The 22,833-nt window shown below is 67.2% G+C and carries 14 protein-coding genes and 3 pseudogenes; 7 read left to right on the plus strand and 10 right to left on the minus strand.

Annotated features, from left to right (window positions below; genetic code table 11):
- Positions 1–32 precede the first annotated feature (32 nt).
- The 3 genes and pseudogenes from ACZ6JY_RS35940 to ACZ6JY_RS35950 all read left to right on the plus strand — a co-directional run.
- Positions 33–149 (plus strand): annotated as a pseudogene (locus ACZ6JY_RS35940) (AAA family ATPase); the annotation flags it as partial.
- A gap of 68 nt (positions 150–217) precedes the next feature.
- Positions 218–583 (plus strand): hypothetical protein, encoded by a 366-nt coding sequence (locus ACZ6JY_RS35945; RefSeq protein ID WP_469202947.1) that lies wholly within the window; start codon positions 218–220, stop codon positions 581–583.
- Positions 584–694: 111 nt separating this feature from the next.
- A complete protein-coding gene (locus tag ACZ6JY_RS35950; protein ID WP_469202949.1) occupies positions 695–1,261 on the plus strand; it encodes a hypothetical protein in 567 nt (188 codons plus the stop codon).
- A 125-nt stretch (positions 1,262–1,386) separates the two neighbouring features.
- Here ACZ6JY_RS35950 and ACZ6JY_RS35955 read toward each other — a convergent pair whose 3' ends face one another.
- The 8 genes and pseudogenes from ACZ6JY_RS35955 to ACZ6JY_RS35990 all read right to left on the minus strand — a co-directional run bounded on the left by ACZ6JY_RS35955 (position 1,387) and on the right by ACZ6JY_RS35990 (position 14,608).
- Complete coding sequence (locus ACZ6JY_RS35955) at positions 1,387–4,926, minus strand: DEAD/DEAH box helicase (RefSeq protein ID WP_469202951.1); 3,540 nt, start codon at positions 4,924–4,926, stop codon at positions 1,387–1,389.
- A gap of 982 nt (positions 4,927–5,908) precedes the next feature.
- The gene (locus ACZ6JY_RS35960; RefSeq protein WP_469202952.1) at positions 5,909–6,454 is read right to left on the minus strand and encodes an Lsr2 family DNA-binding protein; all 546 of its coding nucleotides are present in this window, start codon (positions 6,452–6,454) and stop codon (positions 5,909–5,911) included.
- Positions 6,430–7,238, minus strand: a protein-coding gene (locus ACZ6JY_RS35965; RefSeq protein WP_469203216.1) for an IS5 family transposase whose coding sequence is annotated in 2 segments (ribosomal slippage) — positions 6,430–6,885 and positions 6,888–7,238 — 807 coding nt in all. Because the reading frame shifts where the segments join, the coding sequence is not laid out codon by codon here. Before ACZ6JY_RS35965 ends, ACZ6JY_RS35960 begins: the two co-directional genes overlap by 25 nt.
- 178 nt (positions 7,239–7,416) lie before the next feature.
- Positions 7,417–8,829 (minus strand): annotated as a pseudogene (locus ACZ6JY_RS35970) (restriction endonuclease); the annotation flags it as partial.
- Positions 8,830–9,159: 330 nt separating this feature from the next.
- Entirely contained in the window at positions 9,160–10,698 is a 1,539-nt protein-coding gene (locus ACZ6JY_RS35975; RefSeq protein WP_469202954.1) for a hypothetical protein, read from the minus strand.
- Between the two features lie 1,032 nt (positions 10,699–11,730).
- On the minus strand, positions 11,731–12,390 hold the full coding sequence (locus ACZ6JY_RS35980; RefSeq protein WP_469202956.1) for a hypothetical protein: 660 nt from the start codon (positions 12,388–12,390) through the stop codon (positions 11,731–11,733).
- A gap of 47 nt (positions 12,391–12,437) precedes the next feature.
- The gene (locus tag ACZ6JY_RS35985; protein WP_469202958.1) at positions 12,438–13,355 is read right to left on the minus strand and encodes a 5'-methylthioadenosine/S-adenosylhomocysteine nucleosidase family protein; all 918 of its coding nucleotides are present in this window, start codon (positions 13,353–13,355) and stop codon (positions 12,438–12,440) included.
- The gene (locus ACZ6JY_RS35990; protein WP_469202961.1) at positions 13,352–14,608 is read right to left on the minus strand and encodes a hypothetical protein; all 1,257 of its coding nucleotides are present in this window, start codon (positions 14,606–14,608) and stop codon (positions 13,352–13,354) included. The genes ACZ6JY_RS35985 and ACZ6JY_RS35990 overlap by 4 nt, the downstream gene beginning before the upstream one ends.
- 577 nt (positions 14,609–15,185) lie before the next feature.
- Here ACZ6JY_RS35990 and ACZ6JY_RS35995 point away from each other — a divergent pair.
- A complete protein-coding gene (locus ACZ6JY_RS35995) occupies positions 15,186–15,908 on the plus strand; it encodes an NUDIX hydrolase (RefSeq protein WP_469202963.1) in 723 nt (240 codons plus the stop codon).
- 1,176 nt (positions 15,909–17,084) lie between these two features.
- On the opposite strand, the pseudogene ACZ6JY_RS36000 reads toward ACZ6JY_RS35995, so the two are convergent.
- Positions 17,085–18,301: pseudogene (locus ACZ6JY_RS36000) on the minus strand (CoA transferase).
- 689 nt (positions 18,302–18,990) lie between these two features.
- Between ACZ6JY_RS36000 and ACZ6JY_RS36005 the strand changes: the two are divergent.
- Positions 18,991–19,200, plus strand: coding sequence for a hypothetical protein (locus ACZ6JY_RS36005; protein WP_469202965.1), 210 nt, complete (start codon positions 18,991–18,993; stop codon positions 19,198–19,200).
- 203 nt (positions 19,201–19,403) lie between these two features.
- Here ACZ6JY_RS36005 and ACZ6JY_RS36010 read toward each other — a convergent pair whose 3' ends face one another.
- On the minus strand, positions 19,404–19,973 hold the full coding sequence (locus ACZ6JY_RS36010; RefSeq protein ID WP_469202967.1) for a hypothetical protein: 570 nt from the start codon (positions 19,971–19,973) through the stop codon (positions 19,404–19,406).
- Between the two features lie 570 nt (positions 19,974–20,543).
- Here ACZ6JY_RS36010 and ACZ6JY_RS36015 point away from each other — a divergent pair.
- Positions 20,544–21,689, plus strand: coding sequence for a hypothetical protein (locus ACZ6JY_RS36015; RefSeq protein ID WP_469202969.1), 1,146 nt, complete (start codon positions 20,544–20,546; stop codon positions 21,687–21,689).
- A 358-nt stretch (positions 21,690–22,047) separates the two neighbouring features.
- Positions 22,048–22,737 (plus strand): hypothetical protein, encoded by a 690-nt coding sequence (locus ACZ6JY_RS36020; protein WP_469202972.1) that lies wholly within the window; start codon positions 22,048–22,050, stop codon positions 22,735–22,737.
- Positions 22,738–22,833 lie beyond the last annotated feature (96 nt).

Here is a 22,833-nt window from a genome sequence, read left to right on the forward strand (position 1 = left end):
TTCACCACCAAGCCGAGCACGAAGGAATCGTCTTGAGCGAGCTGGTCTCCACCCGCATCCGCAACACGGCCGGCAAGCTGGGACTGCCCCACCTGGCCAAGGCCCTGACCCAGTACGCCCAGCGGGCCGACGAGGCCAAGATGGGCTGGCGAGGCACGTCACCGGTCGCGGGTGGCGTGCTACTAGCGTCGCGTTCGAGACCACCCGCCCGTGCACGGTGATTGATTTCACCCGACTGGCGCCGGTGTTGACCCTCTTCGACACAGATCGGTCGCATGTGCGGCATGCGCTGAACTTCCTGCACGAGTTCACCGAGCGAATTAGCGCCGACACTGACGGCCACGAGTATCTCGCCTATGTGCCCACACAGATCGTCACCGAGTACCTGCTCAAGGTGTTTGGTGCGCAACGCCCCGTCGACGGGCTCGTCTTCACATCGTCCGCGGCCATCGACAGCGGCGTCTGTACCGTGCTCGACATCCCGCAGAACCGCTGCTTCGACCCCACCGGCCCAGAGCCCGACGGTCATCCCGCCCTGCGGATGGTCCCCAGCACACTGCTATCCGATCAGCCCCTGCTGTAGCGGCGGGCAGTGCACCAATAAGCGCCCACCCGCGCATCGATAGAGTCGGGCGCAATCCACATTCGGGGCGAGCGCAAAGGGGAGCGTGTGGTGGGTAAGGAGTGGGTTACTTTGGCGGCAGCTGTAGCTGGTGTTCTGGGCACACTCGGCGCGGCTCTCCTTACGCAACGACGGGCGGACCAGACCAAGCGGATGGAGCTGCAGGCCGTTGCATCCGCCCAGCGAGAAGAACGTCAGCACACCGAACAGATGCGGCGGGCCGAGCTGGCGGAGGCGGCGCGTCGCGAACTGATTGATCTGAGACGTGCTTGCTACATCGGCTTCAATACGGCAGCTCGCCAATACCAGACAGCTCAGGTCAACCTGATGCATGCCCTGCGCTCCAGTACCGATGCGGATGAGTGCAGGGAGCAACTCGAGGCCCGGCGTCTGGCCCATCGGGACAGCTATGCGGAGGCGCAGATGATTCTGCCTCCGGGAGTATTCTCAGCGGCACAGGATGTGAACCAACAACTTAACGCCAGCTATGGTCGACTCATACGACTCCATGGGCAACCACCGACGAGTGAACGTGAACTCGTAGCGTTCGAGGCGGACATCGAGGTGTCCTGGACGTTGCTGAGCCAACTGCGGCATGCCATGCGGCACGACCTCGGTGTGGATCAGGCCTCGATCTGAAGCCGCATTGCCGGGTACTGCTCTCGGCCCGCCCGACGCTCCGTCGATACGGAAAAGGATCATGGTGATGGCAAGAGGCGCCGAAGCAGGGGGCGTTTCCTGAGGGCTCTGTCAGGCCTTAGAGATCACTGCTGCCAGTCGGCCGCGTTCGCGTGATGGAGCAGCGGATGTGCGGCGAGGGCGGAGAAGTATTGGTGGCGCGACCAGGTCGTCCGGTCGCCGATGACGATCAGTCGGCGGCGGGCCCGGGTGACGGCGACGTTGAGCAGGTTGGGGCTCTTTGTTGCCCACTGGCGTGAGCCGGCTGCGTTCGCGGCCGTACCGAGCACGATCACGACGATGTCGGCCTCCTTGCCTTGTGTCGTGTGCACGGTGCCCACGCGTGCCTGCGGTAACTGTGACGCGGCCGAGCGGCGCAGTGCTGTCGAGACCTCGCGGAAGGGGCTCACCACGAACACCGACTCCCCGAGGCGCCGGGGGATATCCGCGTGCTCCGCCCCGGGCTGTTCCGCGATTCGCTGCTCCACCAGTCGCAGCGTCTTCTCCAGACAGTTGCCCTCTTCGGGGTTCCATTTCCCGCCAGCGGACGCGGACGGCACGTGCAGCCACACGCTCCGGTGGAGGGGCACCCCGTCGTCGTGGCGCTCGTTCACCCCGTAGACCATCATCCCGTCGTAGGCGATTTCGTTGCTGACGTCGAACATCAGCCGGTCGCAGCGCCGGTGGACCCGAAGCGGTGAACCGACCCACACCGGGCCCTGCTCCTCCCCGCCGAGCCACGTCCCGTACCGCGTCTGCCGGTCGGCAAGGCTCTGCACCGAGCCCGCCCCCGGCGCCCACTGCCCGTCCACACCGAAATGGCGACAGAGCCGCTTCTGCGCGGTCAGCGGCAGCGTCACGACTGGCTCGAGCTGTAGCGGATCGCCGACGATGACAGCTCGCCGACTACGCCAGAGCGCCCCCACGGCCTGCTGCGGGGCGGCCTGTCCCGCTTCGTCGATCAGGAGCCAGCCGATCGACTCACGGCCGATCCCTTCGAACATCCGACTCAGCGAAGCGAAGGTGGTGGACACCACTGGGACGACGAGGAACAGCATCTGCCAGGACGCGAGGATTGTCGCGGCCGGCAGGCCCGGCGGAGCCGACCCCTTGATCACCTCCATCGCGGCGAACAGGTTTTCCCGGACGGTCTTCGCGGCTCCGGCGAGCAGAGCCTGGTGCAGGTCGAGGGCGGCTAGGAACAGCTGGGTGCGAGCAGAGGCGAACTCCGGATCCATCCATGGCGCCGACAGCTCCCGCGTCTCCATCGCCGCCCGGTCGTCCGGGCCGGCCAGCCACTCCTCGCCCGGGAACGTTGCCCCCCACCGCTCCCGAGTCCGATCCAGCTCTTGCTGTTCCGCATCGAGCTTCGCCAACCGTGCGTGAACCTGTTGCTCACCGGCGGCCATATCCGCCCTGGCCCGCTCCAACTGTCCCAAGACCAGGCGGGCGTCGCGCTGCAGGGTATCGGTCGTGGCAGTGAGCTGCTGAAGCCGGTAGCGCTCGCCGAGCAGCTCGTGATCGCGCTGCCCGTGTGCCTGTTCCGCTTGCCTTAACAGCTCATCCGCTTCGCAGAGTCGCGCGACGAACGGCGCCCGTTGGGCTTCCCAACGAGCCACAGCGCCGCGGCCCAGGACGCGGCGAACCAGGCCGGGAGGGGGGTGGCGGGCATCCTGCTCTCGCAGCCGGGCCTCGGTGTCCCCGACTGTCCCGGCTGCTCGGCCTACGATCTCTTCCGCCGCCCGCCAGACCTCCACCGCTCGTTCAACGTGACGGCGTTGCTCTTCGGCCCGTCCGATGGCTGCAGCGATAGCGGCGCGCTGCCGCTCGTACTGGTCCTGAAGGCCTGCGAGCGATCGGCGGAAGTCCGCGACGCCCGAGCGGAGCGACTCCAGGAGCGGGTCGGGCACCGCCAGCCGCTCTGCCAGATCGGCCAGGCGGGTCCGCTCCCGCACGAGAGCGTCGACCTTCGCCCGCGCGGTGCGGAAGCGGGCGGTGGCCTGCGTCCAGGAGAGCGCGGACAGCGGCGGATCATCCTGCGCTGCAGCGGTGCCGCGCTCGGCGTTGATGTGATCGGTGAGCAGTTGCCGAAGGCCCCGTGGCGGGCTGCCGCTGTCGGCGGCCTGGGTCCGTCGATCCTTCGGCTGCCCCCACCAGAACGCCTCGACGAAGTCGGAGCGCAGCTGCCGCTTGCCCAGGCATGCGGCGACCGCGCCCCAGGCCGGGGTGGAGTCGAGCAGGAGGCCGGCGGGTTCCCGGAGGTAGGCGGCATGCCCCTGCCAGCTGGGTCCGACGGATTTCTCGGCAGGGATCTCCAGTGTCACGTTCTTCACCGCGCCGTTGTTCGACGAGGCGATCACCATCTCAAAGCCTGTGAGGTCGTCGATCAGCGGCCGGAGCTTCCTGACCGATCTGCGTCCACTCACCGGATCGGTCTCCCAGGTCAGTGGCTTCTTGCGGAAAGCGTCCTGCGGAGTCGCCAGCTCGGCGAGCCGCTCCGCGCGGCGCACCACGATCGCGGCGACGAGATCCCGCAGCATAGTCGTCTTCCCAGTGCCCGGCGGGCCGTTCACCGCGTACAAACCGGACGCGTCTGCCCCGCCCAGCCGGTTCATGATCTGGTTGACGGCGAACTGCTGGCTCAGCGCAAGGGGCTGATCCGTCTCGGCCGGCCACCGGCCCGCAGGTGTCAGGTCGGGCCGAACGCCACCGAGTACGTCGAGGAGCCCGGTGCGTACGTCGACTCGGGTGGCCGGATCAACGGACTCCTCGGGCGTGAGGAAGTTGACGAGAGCTTGACCTGCGTCGCCCCCGGTGACGGCGTCGGCCACCCGGGCCAGGTCTTCGGCGAAGAAGCTGTTCATGAGCGCATCACTGCCAGCCTCGTCCGCCCGATCCTCCCGCACTTGCTGGCTCTTGACGCGAATCGAGTCGGGCGCCAGTGCCTCGCCGACGCCCAGCTGCTGTGTCACCCAGCGGGTGATAGCGACGAGGTCATGAATGTCCAGGCGCTTGGTGCCGACCTCGGGCGGGGGCTCGAGCCGGTTTGCCGCCCTCTTGCTGCCGTCGTTGTCCCCCTGGCTGCTCTGCCAGGCTCGGTTGAGCAAGGCGTCGCTCAGCTCCTCGGTGATGTTCGCGGCCGCCGCGCCCGCAATGGGCCCGAGCCCAAGCCCTGCCGCAGCAACGTCCGCAGCACCACTGATTCCACCCTTCACCGCGGCAGTCACCAGTGAGGACATGAGTCCGGCGACGGGACGGCCCGACAGTTCCGGAGCACCCTCGCCACGTGCGAGATCACCGTACGGCCCGTTCTGACTTGGGGCCGCGGCCGCGGCCGGGGCCGGGTCCTGGTGCACTGGGATGTGGCCGTCGGCCACATCGAGCAGAGTCTCGACGAGGGTGCGCTCACTGACCTCGAAGCCTTCCAGCCACGCCTTGTCATGAGGGCCTGGTGCCAGCGTGCGACTCACCGCCCAACCGCAGGACGACAGCGTCACGCTCCCTTTGATCAGCCGACCGTCGTGGTTGATGGTGAAGCTGAGCAAGGCGCTCTGACCCGAGATTCGGCCGTCGAAGTCGGCTTCCTCGCCCGGCGAGCGGAACGCCTCCATCAGGACGTCCCGCATCCTGGAAATGTCAAAGACACCCGCGTAGACGGTGTGTTGCCAGACACAACGAGGATGCAGGGTCCGGGAGGACAGCGGCGAACCGGGCTCCCAGGCTAGCGGCCGCCCCGGACGCGCCGCGAAGACACCCTGGGACGGATCAACCCGATCCACAGCGGGCGGACTGAAGTACTCTGCCGCCCGCCACATCTGGAGAATTCCAGCGCGGCGCTCTTGCTCGGTGCGCGATCCGCTTGCATCGGCCGCTGTCGTCGACGTACGGCAAGTGCCAGGCCATCCTGAAGAACTCACGGTATCCCGTTCCCACCGTCCTGTCGGGTCGGTGACGGCTTGTCATGTCAACAGTCCGTGCAGCCTAGCGGTGTTGATCCGTTTGGAGTGATCATCATTAAGAGTTCGGGCAGGTTGAGTGTCATCCAGGCGGCCGCTGCCTGGACGGGCGGTTCGCGCGCGTTCGTCCTCGCTCAGCCGGTCTCTATGGAGTCCGTGTCGGACGCGTCGAAGGGGAGGACCCGGTGTCCTGCCAGAGACTGACGATGCCTGCGTACTGGTGCACGTCGTTGTCGAGGGTGTTCCGATGCCGTTCAGGGCGTTGTCGAAGAACAGGAGGACGTCATGGTCTTCGAGGAGGAGTTCGCGGGGCGGAGCCCCAGGCCCAGTCGGAGGGGTGGTTGGGTAGGCCGGCCAGGGCGCGGGTGACGATGTGGAGTTGTTCGGTGCGCAAGTGTGGGGCGCGGACCAGGGCTAGGTGCAGCGCCATTTCCTCGCCGGTGCAGCGTGGGCGCGGCTCACCGTCCTGGTCGAGGTTCTTGGCCAGGTCGCGGAAGGCCCGAGCGAATCGGGAGCGTTAGGCAGCGGACCGGCCGAAGGTGAGGCGGAGGGGGGTGAGTTCAGGACGTGGGCTACTGACTCACGTGAGTCGGTAGCCCTGATCCCATTGAACGTTTGGTTCAGTGAGATTTGAACCACCCTGCTCGGTCATTCATTCACGGCCGTGGACCTGTTTGTACTCCTTGACCAGGTTCTGCGGCAGTCTGCCCCGTTCGTTGACGGCCCGTCCCTGTGCCTTGGCCCAGGCGCGGACCAGAGGCGCTGTGACGTCTGCGCACGAATCCTGTTGCCGCGGCACAGACGGATTCCCAGACGGCTCAGGATCTGATCCTTTGAGAGGAGTGGGAGGTTCCTCTCCTCTACGCCTCCAGCGAGGCCCTTCCCCGTCGGCCGATTCAATGACAGCAGCCAGCGCCCGCAGGCGGGAGGCGATCAAAGAGGGCGGCGCCGTGGCGACATGGTTACCGCCCTGCCGTTCCACTCCAGCGATGAGAGGAGACACCAGGAACGTCAGAGCCTCCTCGATCTCGCTGCTGTCCAGAGGGGTTTCAAGTACTCCCTTCGTTTCTCGCCAGATGTCGCTGACCCCCAGCACCCCGGCGGTGTAGCGGATGTCAACAGGATCGTTCCCGCTCTTCCACAGGGTGTGCAGTACCAGGCTTAGACGCCATTTCACTTGGCGAGGCGGCGATGGCATATGAGGGTCGCGGCGATGGCGGTGAAGGCGAGGAAGTGTTCCGGCTTGCGTTCGTAGCGGCGGTGCAGACGGCGGCAGCCGGACAACCAGGACACGGTCCGCTCTACGACCCAGCGGTGCCGGCCCAGGCGCTGGGATGACTCGATGCCCTTGCGAGCGAGGCGATGTCGGACGCCGCGGGAAGCGAGCCACCGTCGCAGGTGGCGGTAGTCGTAGCCCTTGTCACCGTGCAGTTTGCCGGGCCGCCGGCGTCGTGGGCCGCGACGGGAGCGTATGGGCGGGATGCCGCGGACCAGGGGGATGAGGGCTTGGCTGTCGTGGAGGTTGGCAGCCGAGATGCCGATCGACAGGGGCAGGCCCTGGCGGTCGACGATGAGGTGGATTTTCGATCCCTTCTTGCCACGGTCGGTCGGACTCGGTCCCGTCAGCTGCTCCCTTTGAGAGCCCGGACGCTGACGGAGTCGATCGCGCACCGTGACCAGTCCAGCTCGCCCCGGGCACCGAGTTCGTCCAGAACCAGGCGGTGGAGCTTGGCCCACACTCTGGCTTCGGTCCACTCGGTGAACCGTCGGAAGGCGGTCACCCCCGACAGTCCAAAGCCCGGCGGTAGTTGGTTCCAGGTGCAGCCCGAGGTGGCCACGAAGGCGATCGCGGCCAGCACCTCGCGGTCCCCGCGCCGGCGGTGCCCTCCGCCCTGCGGGCGAACCGGCGCCGGCGGCACTACCCGCTGAAAGAGGCTCCACAGGCCTTCTGGCGCCATCCGCTCGACAAGCGCAGCAGTCATCACTCCAGACTGCCGCAGGATCACGCCAAGTGAAATGGCGTCTTAGGGCTTCCTGCCGCCGCTCCGCCTCCCGCCAGGTGAGTTCCAGTGCCTCTGCTTCTTCTCCGGCGGTCACCATCGCCGCGATCTCGCGCGGCGAGAGCGGTGTACGGCTGTGGCGCGTGACGGCATCCGCGAGCTCTCGCGCGGTGAGCAGAGCCACCTTCTCCCTTGCCGCTTCCTGCGTGACCCGGGCGTCGAACTGGGGGCCGACCAGGAGGGTGCTCTGGGCCAGGTGGCGTTCGCGGTGTTCACCCAGTCTCCAGAATTTGACGTCCTGATCGGTCACCAGTCCTGCGCCGTCCGTCTTGGCTTCCACTGCGACGCGCTGCCGGTCGGTCGGCGACTGCCATAGCTCGATGACCACATCGGTCGTCTTCGGCCCGCCGTGTGTTTCGACGTCGACACCAAGTGCATGAAATGCAGCCGCAACAGCCTGTTCAAAGCGTTGGTAGTCGGCGCTGTCGGTGGCGGCCTGTACGACTTCGGCAGCCAGCAAGCCGAAGCTGCGCTTGCCGGTATCGGTCAGGGCAGCTTCGTCTGAGCCTCCTTGGGAAGCACCTTCATCAGCGTTGCCGGGGTAGTCGGAGGTCGCGGGCTCGAGGAGTGGCAACGTGTGGACCAGTGCGGTTCCCAACTCCGTTCGCCGGACGGTAAGTCCGATGCGCTCGGCGAGGCCGGTCTCCAGGAAGAGCGCGATGCGGCGTGTGACGTCTTCCCGTGTGAGCTGCACGTCGGGGTATCGCTCTGAGAGAACGCGATGGAGTGTGGCCGTGTGCGCCTCGTCTTCCAAGGCATCAAGGGTTTCTCCCAGCAAGGCGACGCTGAGGTGCAGCAGACGAACGAAGTCCAGAGCCTCGTCGGACGCGAGGCAGCTAGCGGCGAGTTCTGTTGCCGCGAAAGTATCGGTGCCTACCTGAGTCAGGAGACCGAGTGAACGCAAAGTTCCGAGCGTTTGTTCGGCGGAGGATTCCAGAACGCCGTATTCTCCGGAACAGAAGGCCGTAAAGTCACTTCGCTTGATCGCAGGCACGGCTGCGTTCACCAGGCGGGCCAGTGCTTCCACCCGTGTGCCACCAGCAACATAGCCCAGTGAACGCTTGCGTGACTGCAGTGCGGCCTGACCGGCATGGGTCAGCTTGTCGGACAACGGGCCCGGTGGCGGGGGGAGTTCGAATGTCTGAGCGGAAGTTTGACGGCGGTGAGGAAGTTGATCGGGGTTCACCAGTTCCAGACGGTCGAGGAGCCGCAGGCCGCGTTCCGCAGGGACGACCTTGCCGTTGGTCCAGTAGTCGACGAGCCCGGCTGCGCGGAGCCAGTACACACGTCGACGAACCTGGTCGAGCGAGTTCCAGCGGAGTCCGTATTCCTTTGCTGCGACCTCATTCAACTCGTTATGGGAGAGCCCTTCACCCAATGCGGCGAGCGCTTCGCCGAAGAACCTGACGTGCGCATGGAAAAGAGCGGTGAGATAGAGCTCGTCTCCGGAACCCAGAAAGTAGCTGGCCTCGTCAGTGAGGGACAGACGTGTCGGGCGCCCCTCCCGTTTCACCAGTCCGCACGCACCGAGCGCATGAACCGCCGCCCGCAAGGAAATCGAGTCGCCGGCCTTGGGCCAGATGACGGAACGTTCGATTGTCCCGTCCTTCGCGATCTCCGCCAGGAGGGTGCGGAGATTGCTGATGATTTCTGGCGGACTACCAGGGACGTGGGGTGTGGCCCCGGCTCGTGTCAGCCATGGGAGCGGCGCTGGGAAGTTAACTCCGGGATCTTGCTGCCGTGGTGAGCTCAATGATCCTCCTCGTGATGGACGCGCTTTGAGGCTCAATGAGTCTTGATATCACTACAGTGTGAGTTCAATCAATCACGCTGTGTAGTGGATCTAGATGCAGCCCTCGCTGCCTTGGCGCCATGGCACAGTTGCGGCTTGGCTGGCGGGGATGCGCAGTGGTGCCCCGGTCGCGCGGTTCCACAGGACGAGTGAGCCGTCGGTGTCGCCGAAGGAGAGGTATGGCGTGGCGGGGGAGAGGCGGCCGCCCTTCGTGTCCAAGGCGTGGGCTGCGACTGTCGGGTTTACGCAGACCCAGTCAGCCTGGATGCCGAAGTACGGTGGTGGGTCGGTGTGTTGTGCAGCGGCGCGGCGCAGCCCGTCGGCTGCCGCCACCGGGGAGTGAAGAGTCGCCGAAGCGGTGGCGAGGAGGGCGAGCGCCAGCAGGCAGCCCGTGGCCAGTCCCGTGAGGAGTGATCCGGGGCGTAGGAAGTGGAAGTACCGCAGTATGCCCCAGCCTGCGGCGAAGAAGAGGGCTGCGCCGAGAGAGGGCCAGACCAGCTTCACTGCTGCGGCTAGTTGCCAGAACCCGCTGACAGCGGTCTCCTGCGGTGTGAGACCGAGTTCATCGGCGTAGCCGTCGAGCAGGATGTGCCCGGTCAGCGGCAGCGAGGCCACGGTCAGTGTGGCCAGGAGCGGCAGTGCGCCGGCAGTAAGTAGGTGCCACTTCCATCGCCGGACGAGCATGACTAGGCCGATCAAGTAGTAGGCCGAAGCCGTGAGTTGGATCGAAGTGACTGGTTCTATGCCCGCGTGCAACCCCGGAACGCCAGCCGCGTACGCGATCACAGGCAGCGTTGTGGCGACACATAGGCCGACGCTGCGCCGCCAGGTGGAGGCGACGGGCAGGGTCAGGGCGGTCCACCAAGCGCTGCCTGTGAAGGCAGCGGCGAGCAGCCCGAACAGCACGGCACCGAGGGGCCGGGAGTGCAGCGCCAGGACCAGCAGAACTCCCATGGCGAGCATCGGGCCGCAAAAGAGGACCAGCGCGCGGTTGAGAGCGTCCTCGCCGTGCTGGGGTGTGTGAGAGCGGCCGCGACCGTCGAGAGGGCGTACGTCGAGCCCCTGCCGGGGTATGGCCGTGTCTAGGCGCTGGGTTATGTACCGCGTGGCGTCCTGGGGGCCGTGCATGAGTGTACCGGTGTCGTGCAGGCCCGCACGCTCGGAGACCCGCCGCAGATGTCCGTTCAGGCGGCGTAGACCGGAGCGCGCACTTGAGGAGGAGTCGGGTCCAGGCCGCCGTACCTCGTGCACCTGCCACTCGGGCTGTAGCTCCAGGTCCACCTCCTCACTTCTGAACAACCGGCCAACCGTGACGGTGCCCGCGGCGCGGCGTAGATCGGTGATGCGCCAGACTGCCTCCCGGTTCGCGCGCCAGGGGGACCCGGTGACCGGTACGTCCACCCATAGATAGCGCGTGTCGCGGCGGTCACGTCCGTATGCCCGGTGCGCGATCCGGCGCTGTCTTGGGGTGGCTTCGCGATGTGACCAGCCCCATTCCGCTAGCTTCCGGTCGGCCCTCTCCCAGCCGACCGGGCCGCCACGGATCTCGGCCAGTACGGTCACGACGCAGTCGTGGGTGGTGCGTGCCACGGCACACCTCGCCTTCGCTTGCTACTCCTGTAGGCCGGTTGTGTCCCCAGAGAGGTGCGGGTAGTGCGAGCCGGTTGCGGTCGGGTGCGCTCTATCGCCAAACCTGTCCCCTGTCTCGCTTGTGGTCACGGCTGCGTGAGAAAGGGGCGCGGTGGTGGATGGCTGCTTGGGCCGGGGCGCCTGGTCAACGTCAGCGACGATTCCGTCTACAGGTACGTCCGCTCCGGCAACGCCAGCACCCGGGGGTGCGGATCGAAGGCGGCGCTGCGGGGAACCCCTCGGGCACCCAGGCCATGCTCGCCGCGACGCTGAAGCGCCTTCAGCAACTTCAGGACGGCAAGGCCGCAACTGTGACGGCCTCTGGACCAGATCGGTATCTGCTTCCTTCTGCAGGGCGTTGGACCACGCGTCGACGCAGGCTTCCCGCTGCTCAGTGGCCGAGAGTGAAGGCGTCTTTATGGCGGTTGCGGTGGCTTTCGGCGGTTCGCTTTCCGCAGTGCTGGAGCAGCTGGCCAGCGCGAGCGCAGAGGCGGCGAGTAGAGCAACGGGGGTGCGGTGCATGGTCTTCCCAAGGAGTGTGTTGAGGGCCGGATCGTAGCGACGTATGGGTGCCTCCTGCGGAAGAACGCATGGAGTGACGTCAGGTGGGCGGTGTTGCGATACACGTGGAGGGGGCGAGCCCTGTTTCGCCGGTAGACGGAGACTGCCGTCGTCGGCCGGGTACGCCCCGACAGGTCGGCCCGCGGCTATCCTTCCCACCGTCTACTGGCAGAAGGGGCGCCCGGCGCCTGTCGCACATCGAGCGGGATGCCCTCGGCACACTGCGCGGGGACTGCCATGCGGTGGACTTGCCCGGCCCTGACTCGCCTTCGTGAGGTGCTCGGGAGCGAGTGAGACGTGCGACAGTGCTCCATGGCAAGGACCCCTCCGAGACCCTCGCCCCGGACCGACGGGCTAGCGCCGGGGACACTGAAACTGGTGGCGGGGAAGCCCACCGTCGGGATGAAGCACCTGCCAAGAACCGTGCCAGAGCTACGGCGTCCGGAGTGCGGGCGAGCTGTTCCTCCAGGCTGCGTCGAACTGCTGCAGGGCGATGGAGTACAGGAGTCCGGATGCCCGGGTGTAGAGACACGGGGAGTTCCTGCCGTGAGCGGAGCTGTTGTAGAAGGTGAGGTAGGCGGCCCGGTCCGTTGCGATTACGCGGCAGCTATTCGGCAGGTTGAAGCTGCGTAGCTCGAAGTTGCGTTGTGTGCGGGTTGCATGGGCGAGGTAGTCCATGTTCGCCCGGACCTGGTTCCTGAGCATGTCCGGAGTGAAGCCGGGATCAAATAGGCGTATGTCGTGTGAGCGCCGCTCAAGCCAGGAGTCGGCTTGCGTGCGAGGGTCGGGCAGCAGAACCTGGACGGACTCCGGGGACAGTTCGCCCGACCACAGAGGAGAGAAGACCTCACGGGTGAGCACGTTGCCACGCCCTGCCATGACCTTGATCCAACGAGCCCGGCCAAGGTCGCGTGCGATGTCCCGCTCGGCGGACGACTGATGGCGGTACACACGGCCGAGTCCAGTGCCGGTGCACCAAGAGCAGACGGCGACCATCCACCACAGTGGGCGTGCACCGCGTAGGAGGCCGAGGAGGAGCAAGATTGCACTGGCTGCCAGAGAGCTGAGTATCCCGAACAGAAAAGCAGTCATGTGAGCCTCTCCCTGTGTTGCGTGATCACGAATATTTGACTTCGTGGTCAGCAGAGATAAGGCAGGAGCTGCCGCAGGATGTGTGCGGCGTTCCGGGCCGCGAGTTCGTGATATCCGTGGCCCTTTTCGTCGTCGGCGTTGTCGGATACGCCCCGGATGACGATCCAGCCGGGGTTGATTCCGTCGTGGAGAGAGTTTTCCTGCCAGTGCTGGCTCAGTCCGCCAGCTTCCATGTCTACCGCCAGGACTTTCTCGTGGTAGTCCGTGAGGTAGCTGCGGATCTCGCTCTCGCGGTCGGCGATGACGGCTTCGCCGGACCCGATCACTCCCGGGTAGACCTCGAACTCCTCCGAGGCGTGCGTGGATAGCTGACCGAGGATGCGTGCTGGGGTGCCGTGATCCGCAAAGAAGGCGTTCACCGCATGGACGACCGGTGCTGGTGACTGCCGGTGCTCCCCGCGGCGGCGGACGTCCTCACGTGGGTTGATCTTACGATTCTCGTAGTAGACGATGTCGGTGGAGACGATGACATTGCCGATGCGGGCGTGCTTGTCATGGATACCGCCGGCTACTCCTACCAGGGCCCACAGCCGAGGCTCGTAGTGGCGGCGCAGGTTCTCCAGGGCAGCCATCGCCGATCGTTGTCCCTGGCTCTGGCTCTGGGTAGCCACGATGCGAACGGTGCCTTCCGGGGTGGTGTGTTCACCTCGGTAGAAGTACAACCCGCCAGGTTCCTTGTGGCGCACCAGATTTAACTCATCGACCACGGAACGCAGTTCCTCGCTGAGGATCGTTACCACTCCGACGTCCCACACGGTGGTCCGTTCGTCGGCCGTTTCGGTGTCGGTGGGGCGGTCGGCGTGGTGGGGAGGGCCAGCCACGGAGACATGAGCGTGTTCTCCGACGGCGTTGTTGTTGAAGTTGTTGTTGTCGCCGTTGCTGACGATGCCTCGATTGGTGATCACTGACTTCCTCCACCGCTGGGGTTGTTGGGGCCTGCGGGCTGGTTTGCGGAGACGCCGACCTGTGCTGCGTTGCCCACGGCGTTGTTGTTGAAGTTGTTGTTGTCGCCGAAGTTGAAGATGCCGCTGTTGATGATTTTGAGTGCGCGGTCATTGAATTCGGATATGTCCACATCGTTGGCGTGCAGGAAGTCGCCGGCGGCGTGAAGTAACCGTTGTTCGATTGTCTTCATCCGGCCCAGGATGTCGCTCTTTTCCAGCTGAATCTTGGACCATGCCTGGGCTGACCTCTCCCGTATGCTTACCCGGCTGCCGATCAGGACGTTGCGGATTGGTGTGGAAGTGAGGTCACGGGGGAACACGACTGCCTTGCTCAAGAAGTAGAGGTAGGGGACGAGCCGCCATGAGCGCTGGATCTCGGTAGGTAATGTGGTCAGTTCGCGGAATGCTGCCCAGACGACGGCGGTGAATCCGTGATGGCCGAATTCCGCGGTGCGCTGGAAAGATCTCGGCGTGTGGGCGAGTACGCACGCTGCCGTGGAGATACTCAAGGTGCGCCCCTGCAGGCTGACGTGCAACAGGACGGTCGCGACGAACTCCGCCCCCTCCGCAGGAGTTGTCACCTCGAGGAAGTGGTGCTGCTTGGATCCGGGCGTGTTGATAATGACGCGCAGATCGCCCTCACTGAACTCCTGTGGAAGAAGTGAACGGTCCATCGCCACGTCCGTTTCGGCTACGTAGACACGGTCGCGGACCTGCGCGGGAAGCCGCACGTCCGCGCTGTCGGTATCCAGCAACTGAACCGCCTCGCGCAGGTACTCGACCAGTTCATGTGCTTGGAAGGGCGGTACTGGATGCTCGCGTTCATGGAGCGGTGCATCGTCGTCGCCGGGACGCAGCAGTTGGATGCTCATCGGCGGGTTCCACTGGTAGACGAGTTCGCCGGCCCCGACGAACGGTGACTCGTCCCCGAAGAGCGTGAACACAGTGATGTCGTCCTCGTCCTCATCCTCGCTGTGACGGGGGCGGCGGTATACGGCGCAAAGATGCTGCTGCTGTACATCAGCAGCTCGTTGACGACCGGACAAGCGTGCGGGCCGAAGAGTCGGCGCGCGCAAAATGTGGTTGAGCATCAGCTGACGCGTGGCTCCGATACCGAGGCACACCAGCGTGATTCCTACGGCTACGTGGAGGGCCGTGGTGGCGTGGTCCGGATGGGTAAGTGCGATGGCCAGGCCCGCCACTGTCAGGGACAAAGCGGCCGACCCGATACGTCTGAGTGCACGCGCCCTCTCCGAGTGCCTCCGGGGGAATAGCAGCCTGAAGAGGCGCCGACGGCCGCCTCGTACCGGCCCCAGGCCTCGGCGTTTGGACTTCCGACGAGGCCTCGGCTCCCGGTCAACATCCCGGAGCAGCGCGGCGAGCCGGAGCAGCCACAGGAGAGCGAGGCCGCAGGTGACGAGGACGGCGGCAGGCAGGGCGCCCGCGACAGCAGGGGCTATCACCGACCCGGCCACAGTCACGCGTAGGAGTGCGCTCAGCGCGGCGGCCCGCCACGCGTGGTGCATGACAGGAACGATGTCGAACCCGTAGGACGGGGCGACCTTTCGGTGTGGCGCGGTGCACACCTCGTTGATCACGAGGTCTCGAAAGCGTTCGTCTACGTACACGCCAGTGCATAAGTGGCGGGTGGCAGCAGTGGGTTTATCGGTCGCTGCCTTGGCCGGTGGCGTATGGGAACTGAACATGCTCTGCCCCTGCCTCGTAGGCTTAAGGTCTATGGGACCATAAGCGTCGAAGGTGTTTAAGTCAATGCGACCTTTAGGGGTTCTCGTGGATGACTGGCTGAAGGACTCCACTGAGGTGGAGGTGTCGTGGGTGACCGTGGACCTGGCGATCTTCACGGTCCGGGGCGATCAGTTGATGGTGCTCCTGATCGAGCGTGGGCTGGAGCCCTTCATGGGCTGGGCCGCGCTGCCCGGCGGCTATGTACAGAAGGACGAAACCCTGCGCGAGGGGGCCCTGCGGGAACTCCGGGAGGAGGCCGGCATCGACGGCAGTCGGCTACACCTGGAGCAGCTCGGCGCCTACGGAGATCCTCGACGCGACCCGAGAGGGAGGGTGGTCACGATCGCCTATCTCGCGTTGGGGCCAGATCTTCCCGCTCCCGTGGGCGGTACCGACGCCCGGCGAGCCTACTGGGCTCCCGTGTCACAGCTAGCTAAAGAAAAACAGGGGTTGGCGTTCGACCATTCGGCCATCCTCGCGGAGGCACTGGAGGAGGTCCGCAGGAAGCTCGAGTACACCGCTGTCGCGACCGCCTTCTGCGGGGAGTGGTTCACCCTGAGTGAGCTGCGCAAGGTCTACGAAGTGATCTGGGGGCAGTACTTGGACCCGAGCAACTTCCGCCGCAAAGTACTCAACACCGCAGGGTTCGTGCAGCCCACGGGGAAACAGCGGCTGCCCTCCACCGGTCGCCCAGCCGCCCTCTACCGTCGGGGGAACGCATGGCTGCTCAATCCGCCGCTTATGCGCGGCCCCGGGTGTACTACGTAGCCTGCCTCGGGTGTCAACCGACACGCGAGAAGTGTTCCGGCCGTGAACGACTCAGCGAACGTCCCAGCGTGTCTAGCAATAGCGAATAGGAAGTGTTCGGTAGTCATCGCCGGTCCCGGGTTCGTGACCCCGAGCTGGGTTACCGGCAAAGGCGATCAGGGCCGCTCCCTGGGTGTTCCGCTTGCTTGATACACCAGTTAGCAGGACGCCAACCACATTTGGGATCTCCTTCTCGGGGCCCCTGCGACCGCACGACCGGACAGCTACCCGCATCTCTCCCCGGTTAATCTGCGCATGCCTTGCCCGCGACGCACCCGCGGGACGATGCGGCGCGGCTGCAGCCACGTGACCTACCCGGACGCGCGCGCAGACTTCCCTGGCCCTTGAGCCCGGGCCTCGCACGGTATGGCGTCATACGGGCGTCAACGAACCTTCAGAACTCCGAACCGAAAGCATGCACTTGACTGGAGGGCAAGGGGTCGCAGGTTCAAATCCTGTCGTCCCGACTGGAGACAGTCGCAGGTCAGGGCCAGTTTCGGAGACATCCGAAACCGGCCCTGACTCATTCTCAGCTGGGCGGTGGCGTCGATGCGGTCGGCCAAGGCAGGGCGAGAGCGTGTGGGTGTCCGAGATCGCTCCCTCCACCGCTGACCCACAGCGTCCGCGCCCTGCGGCACCACCTGTGCAGCGGTGCCGCGGGCGCGGCGGTGGCCGCGAAGGGCGCAGGCGGCCCACGAGCGGGAGCCATCCGGTGCGGAACGCGGCGCCGGCGATGGTCATCCGGTCTGCGGTGGTCCGACTCCATGTTCGGCGGCCGTAGACGGGGTCCGGCCAAGATCGCCCGCCGTCCCACCGGGCGGGGCCTCATCCGCGGCATGGTGTCCATCACCGCCCGCCCCGCCGAGGTCGAGGACCGCAGGGTCGCGCACCAGCCGCAGCACGACCATCGTCGCCGGCATCAAGGCCGAGCAGGTCACCCCGTGCCTCACCAGGAGCCTTCTCGGTATCCCGTATCCCGCCCCAACCGGCGGACGCTCACCTGGGACCGCGGCCGGGAGCGCGAGACACACGGCTGCCGCACTCCGGCAGAGGTCTACGCTGACCCTGTGAACAGCGGTGATGCGCTGCCCACTTAAGCTCGCCATGGTTATTCGAAGGCCCAGTGCCGTCGCGTTCTTAGGCCCAGTTCGGCAGGTCGGTGCCCCACTGGGTCGGTGCGTGGTCCCAGTTCACGGGTGCGCCGTTGTAGTGGACCGGGGGCAGGGCATAACGCAGCAGTCCGTAGGGCGATTCGGTCTCGGTGAGCCAGGATCCGGAATCGTAGGTGTCGGCTTCGCCCTGTGCGGGGGAGGGCGGATGTCGTGCAGCAGCCAGAACGCTGTGCCTGCCAGGGAGCGGCGAAGATGACGCCCACCGCCGGTGGCCTGGTGGTCGCTCAGTGCATGCAGGACGGCGGCGGCGAGCAGGTACCCGGTTCCGTGGTCCAGCGCCTGTGCGGGCAGTACACCGGGGCGGCCGTCGGCTGTGGCCTCGATCGCGGCGATACCGGTACCGGCTTGGACCAGGCTGTCGAAGCCGCGGCGCTCGGCCCAGGGGCCGGACCAGTCCCAGGCGCTCAGTTGGGCCACGGCTAGGCCGGGGTACCGGTCCGGGGGCACGTCGGGGGTCAGTCCGTGCCGGTCCAGGGCACCGGGGCGGTAGCCGGTCACCACGACATCCGCCTGGCTGAGAAGGTCCTCGAAGGCGTGCAGGTCGCCAGGGCTGCTGAGGTCCAGCAACGTGGAGCGATTGCCCACGCCGGTGTCGGCGTGAGCATCCGCGTCCTCGGGGGCTGGGGGGCGTCCACGCGCAGCACGTCGGCGCCCAGCAGCGCCAGTGTGCGTGTGGCAACGGGGCCGGCGATGACGCGCGGCAGGTCCAATACCCGCACGTCTTGGGCCGGTACGGATGCGGGCGCCAGCAGCCGAGGGCTGCTCTGACCCACGTGCCGCGTCTCGACCAGGGCGACCCCGGCCGCAGCGGGTGCCGGAAGCCACGGCCACGGCCAGGCCGCCTGCCGCGTAGATGGTCTCCTGGACCTCCCCGGCCGGACGCGATGCCAACTCCTTCGGGAGCACACCCACCAGCGCCTGGTCCCCTCCCGTGTCCGCGATACCCAGAGCGCTGAGCAGCCGGGCTCGGTGGTGCGGGTGGTTGGCGTGGGGGCGAACCCAGCCGTCGGCCGCCTGCCAGAACTCGGACAGCGGGGCGAAAGACGTCGGGGCCCGGCCGTCGATTCGCAGGTGGCGTTCACTGACGAACGCGGTGGCCACCGCCGCCTCGTTCACTCGCACTGCGGGCACCGGCACGCGGTTGCGCGGCGCCGGCAGTTCCGCCGCCGCCGGCGAGGACACTCCGACGCCGGCCCGCGCCAGTTCCCTCATCGGCAGACGCGACGGCAGGACAGCGCCAGCCCCCTCGAAGGACACGCTCTGAACCAGTTTGCTCCGGCCCCCCAGGGCCGCCCAGGCGTGTGCGGTGGCCGCGTCCTCGGTATACGTCATCCGCATATCGTGCGCGGGTTGGACAGCATGCGGGCCGCAGTGGAAGGTCTGGGCGGATCCCGAACGGCCGAGGGTGCCCGCTACGAGCCCGTCCCCCAGAGCAACGCAGCCCCTGATCCTCGCCCGTCCCCGCGGCCTGCGCGTTGACGGGCACGCCCGCGCGGTCGAACGCGGAGCCGAAAACCTCGCGCTGCACAAGGACCCCGCGTGACAGTGGCGAGCCTTAGACGCCACAGCCGCGGCTCGTCCTGGTACTCGGCGGTCCCGCGGCCTGGCCGGCCGGGTGCCGCTGCGGCCTTCCGGCGGGGCAATGACGCCGTGCGGACGCCGGGGTGCCGGATCGACGTCGAAGCCACAGGCCAAAGCAGCCAACTGCTTGCGGTGCGGCCTTTCGCCCGGCGCGAGTCTGGTCCGCATTGCCCGCTTCCCGGCCAGGTGTGGTTTCAAGGCCGCGGGCCGAAGGGCCTCGGGGCGCATCGCGATGCCCTTGCCGTCGACCTGGAGGACGACGCGGTGGCGGCAGTCGTCGGCACCGGTACTTGGCGCTGGTAGAAGCTGTCGATGTCGCGGTCTGCGTCGACGACGAGTTGTTCGGCGTGGTGTTTGCCGAGTTCTCTCCCGCACCGGCTATCAGTCGCTTCCTTCGCCTGGCCGTAGGAGCAGCAGGCCGCTTCCAGAACAGCCAGGCGGCGCAGACCGTAGGAGTGCTGCCGCCCGGCCGGCAGCGAGAGGTCCGCGTCAGCCGGTGACGTTGGTCGTCGACTCGCCCCGCCCCTGGGGCCCGCACCACGGTGACCGTGCCGAACGCAGGCCAGCAGGCGCGAATGCCCTGTCTCGCGATGTGGTCGCTCGCCCGTCCAGGGGCAGGTCCACCGTGACGCCGAGCGCGTGGGGCAGGCGTCGACGGTGACAGAAGCCCCGCAGATCCGGGGCCTTGGCCCTAGCTGAAGGGTCAGTGGTCGTCGGTGATGCGGGTGGCGATGCCGCTGCTGATCTTCACCTCGGCGGAGACGCCCTTCTGCGCGGCAGCTTCCAGCTGCTGTTCGGTGCACTTGGTGGCCGACTGGCCGTTCTCGTCGCCGCAGATGTCACCCGCGCCCCAGATCTCCGTGTTGTCGGCCGTGAAGAATGCCTGCTCCTCACCCTTCGGGCCGGAGACCGTGTACTTTCCGGGCGCCAGGTACGACACATTCCCGAACCACGTGCCGCTCACGCTCTTGCCCCCCTTGCCCTGGCCGGCTCCGTCGCCGGCGCTCCCGGGGGTGGATCCCGAGGCGGCCTTACCACTGCCGCTGGAGTCACTCTCCGCCTCTGCGGCCGGTGCCTTCGTGCCGGAGGGGGCCGACGCGTCGGCGTCGTGGTCCGCACCCGATGAGTCCTCAGCCTCGGCAGCCGCCTCCGGCGAGGAAGCGGTGGCCGTGGCGGCCTTGTCGCCCGTGTCGCTCTGGCAGGCCGTCAGCAGAGCGGTTCCAGTGACGAGGGCGGCGGCGAGCAGAACGGAACGAGTACGCAGGGAGGCCATGAGGGGGGATCCTTCGAAGGATTGGCGCAGCTGACATCTGTGAACTGCTTGTCCATGCACTATGCACCATGTCGTACACCGAGAACGGGATGTCCTTGATCCACGACGTCCCTGTGACCGTTCACGGACACACCGAAGGACCGCCGTCCGGAAAGCGGGGATACCTTCGTCCGCTGCTCTCCGGACGGAACAGCAGCGAGGCGATCTGCCGCGACCGTGCCTCCGCCTCCGCCTCCGCCTGCGCGCCTCCGCTTCAGCCGCCTCCGCCACAGCGTGCTGCTACCGGTGCTGCCGGCCGCCATGCCGCACACCAGCGACGACCGCGCAGTCGGGCGCGCCGCTGCGAAGGTTTGAACCCTCGGTGGGCTGCCAGCAGATGGGAACGGGCACGACCAGCGGGTTTCCGGTGGGCGGGTCACAGCCGCGGCAACATGTGACTTGCTGTAGCGGCCTCGATCGCGGGTCCGGCGGGGTGTTCCTCCCCATTGCGAAGCAGCCGCCCGGTCCCGGTATCGCTCAGGTGAGCTGCTCCTGATGGGGATACACTCCGCCGTCGGAGGGGATCACGGGGTGAGTGAGAAGGACGAGGCGCCCGCGGCGCCGGGGCGGTTGCGCCGTGCGCTGCCGCGCAGCAGGCGTGGTCGGCTGCTGCTGATATCCGCACTGGTGCTCGCACTTGCGGGCACAGGGCTCGGTACGTGGGCGGCGGACACCTGGCTGTGGCCGAAGGACCGCTACTGCTGGGACGCCTGGGAAGCGGACAGCGGCCCGGAATTCCTCGGCGACGAGGTCTTCGGCGACGATGACGACGGGTCACGCACCGCCAAGGAGACGGCGCCCACCCGCGAGCGCCCGACCGGCAGCTGTGATGTCGCCATCGATGCCGACTACAAGAGCAGTTACGACGGCGACGATGTCTCCGTCAACCAGCGGGTGTCCGTCCGGTACGGCCCGGTCCCCAAGGCCGCGGAGGCCCGGCTCTCGATGGTCCAGGACGGATTCCTGGGCGGTGACATGGTCCCGCTCCCGGACGGCCTGCCGGGCACGGTCAACGGGCGCGGCGGCTTGCTGGTGCTCCCGAAGTCCTGTGATACGGAGGAGGGTCGGCCAACCGTGGTCACCATGGAGGCGTCCGGCAGGTACTCCAGCGGCCCCTCGTACGCCAAGAACGATCCGCCCGACCTGGGCGGCGCCCGGGAGGCCGCGGTGCTGCTCGTCGCGGCGGCCAACCGCGGCATGGTGGCGGCCGGTTGCGCCCCGGACGAACCGCTGAGGGTCAGCTCGCCGGTCTACGACCTGCCGGGCAAGGAGGAGAACATCTTCAGCGCTTCTGGCGACGTCTGCGGCATCCGCGGCCTGCGGCTCGGCACGGACGACATCGAGGACCAGATCGGCGCGGTCACCCGCGAACTACAGACGTGCAGCGTCCGCGGCGATCGTGACGACGTGCCGCACCTGGACCTGGCGATGGTCGCGCAGCCACGACTGGCCGCGGTCTTCGACGGCATCGTGGGCGAGCGCCCCGCGGCCCGCGGCTGGCGCGGCACGGGCACCATCGGTGAGAAGCACGCGATCGTACGGGCCGACTGCGCCGGCCGGACCGTCACCTTCCTGATGGGCGCTTCCAGCGACCCCGGCCATCTCGCCGCCTTCGCCAACGCGGCCGCGGCCCGCCAGGGCTGCGCCCCCATCGCCCCGAAGGGAGCCGCCCGGTGAGCGGCACTGAGGACGAGCCGAACCGCTACGAGCAGCCGCTGCTCGCCGAGCGAGAACTGCTCAGCGAGCGGCGCCGGCACCACCACCGGTGGCAGTGGCGCCGACTCCTGCGTGGCCGGGTCCGGCCGCTGGTGGCCGCGGGTCTCGCCGGGGTGCTGCTGGGCGCCGGTGGCATGGCCTGGCAGGCTGAGGCCGGGCCGTTCGCGCCGGACGACCTGTGCTGGGGCGCGCTGTCCCGCGACGACCTGGCCCCGTTGTTCCGCGAGCCGGAGGACGTCAAGGCGGTCGAGGCGCCAGTGCTGCACGGTGCACGTTCCTTTCGGCCCGCCTCACTCCGCTCGGCGGCGGCCTCCTCGGCATGGCCTCGGACAACCGTGCCTGGCTCGCCATCCCGGACGGCTGCCTGGGCCGCCCCGGTGACACCCGTGGGCCGACCGTCGTGGACATCGCCGGGGGCAGCTGGATCAGCGACCTGGAGCCGCGTACCAAGGAACGGGACGGGATGGCCCGCTTGGTCGTGAAGCTCGTCAACAAGGTCAGCGCCGACCTGGGCTGCACCGGTACGATCGCCGATCCGGTCGAACGCCTGCCGAAGGCCGCTGGCTACACCCGCACCGAGAAGTGGGACGCGCTCTGCGGCATCAAGGGCTTGACGCTGGGCAAGAAGGGCAGGCCGAACAAGAACCCCATGATCACCGTCGGACACGGGCCGGTGCGCACCTGCGACCGGGACATCACCGGCTCGCAGCCGAGGCAGCGCATGATGACCGTCGAGGACCCGCGGCTGGCCGGGATCTTCACGAGGAAGGCGCTGTACGAGGGCGACCAGGTACGATCCACCTCCGGCTACGGCAGCCTCGGCCCCAACCTCGGTGTCTTCCGGGCCCGTTGCCAGGCGGGCGAGACCGTGTTCCTCGTACAGGCCAACGACAGCGGGGCTAGCACGGAGGTGCGCACCCTCTTTCCCCGCTACGTCGAGGCCGAGGCCGCCCGTCTCGGCTGCGGCCCGCTGAAGCTGAAACTGCCTGGGCCGGGCGGGAGCCGCTGACTCCCGCGAGGATCTCCGCGTCCGTGTCGCGGTCGCTCATCGGCAGCCATAGTGCACGGGCGCAAACTCGCCCGGATCCTTACGTCCACGTGTGGG

Source organism: Streptomyces sp. NPDC046335 (assembly GCF_055587985.1).

What these genes read in the sequence shown, in the direction of transcription:
- ACZ6JY_RS35955 (WP_469202951.1), bottom strand. Translation starts at nt 4,926, where the DNA reads ATGCGGGACGTCCTGATGGAGGCGTTCCGCTCGCCGGGCGAGGAAGCC.
- ACZ6JY_RS35960 (WP_469202952.1), bottom strand. Translation starts at nt 6,454, where the DNA reads ATGCCATCGCCGCCTCGCCAAGTGAAATGGCGTCTAAGCCTGGTACTG.
- ACZ6JY_RS35980 (WP_469202956.1), bottom strand. Translation starts at nt 12,390, where the DNA reads ATGACTGCTTTTCTGTTCGGGATACTCAGCTCTCTGGCAGCCAGTGCA.
- ACZ6JY_RS36010 (WP_469202967.1), bottom strand. Translation starts at nt 19,973, where the DNA reads ATGGCCTCCCTGCGTACTCGTTCCGTTCTGCTCGCCGCCGCCCTCGTC.
- ACZ6JY_RS36020 (WP_469202972.1), top strand. Translation starts at nt 22,048, where the DNA reads ATGGCCTCGGACAACCGTGCCTGGCTCGCCATCCCGGACGGCTGCCTG.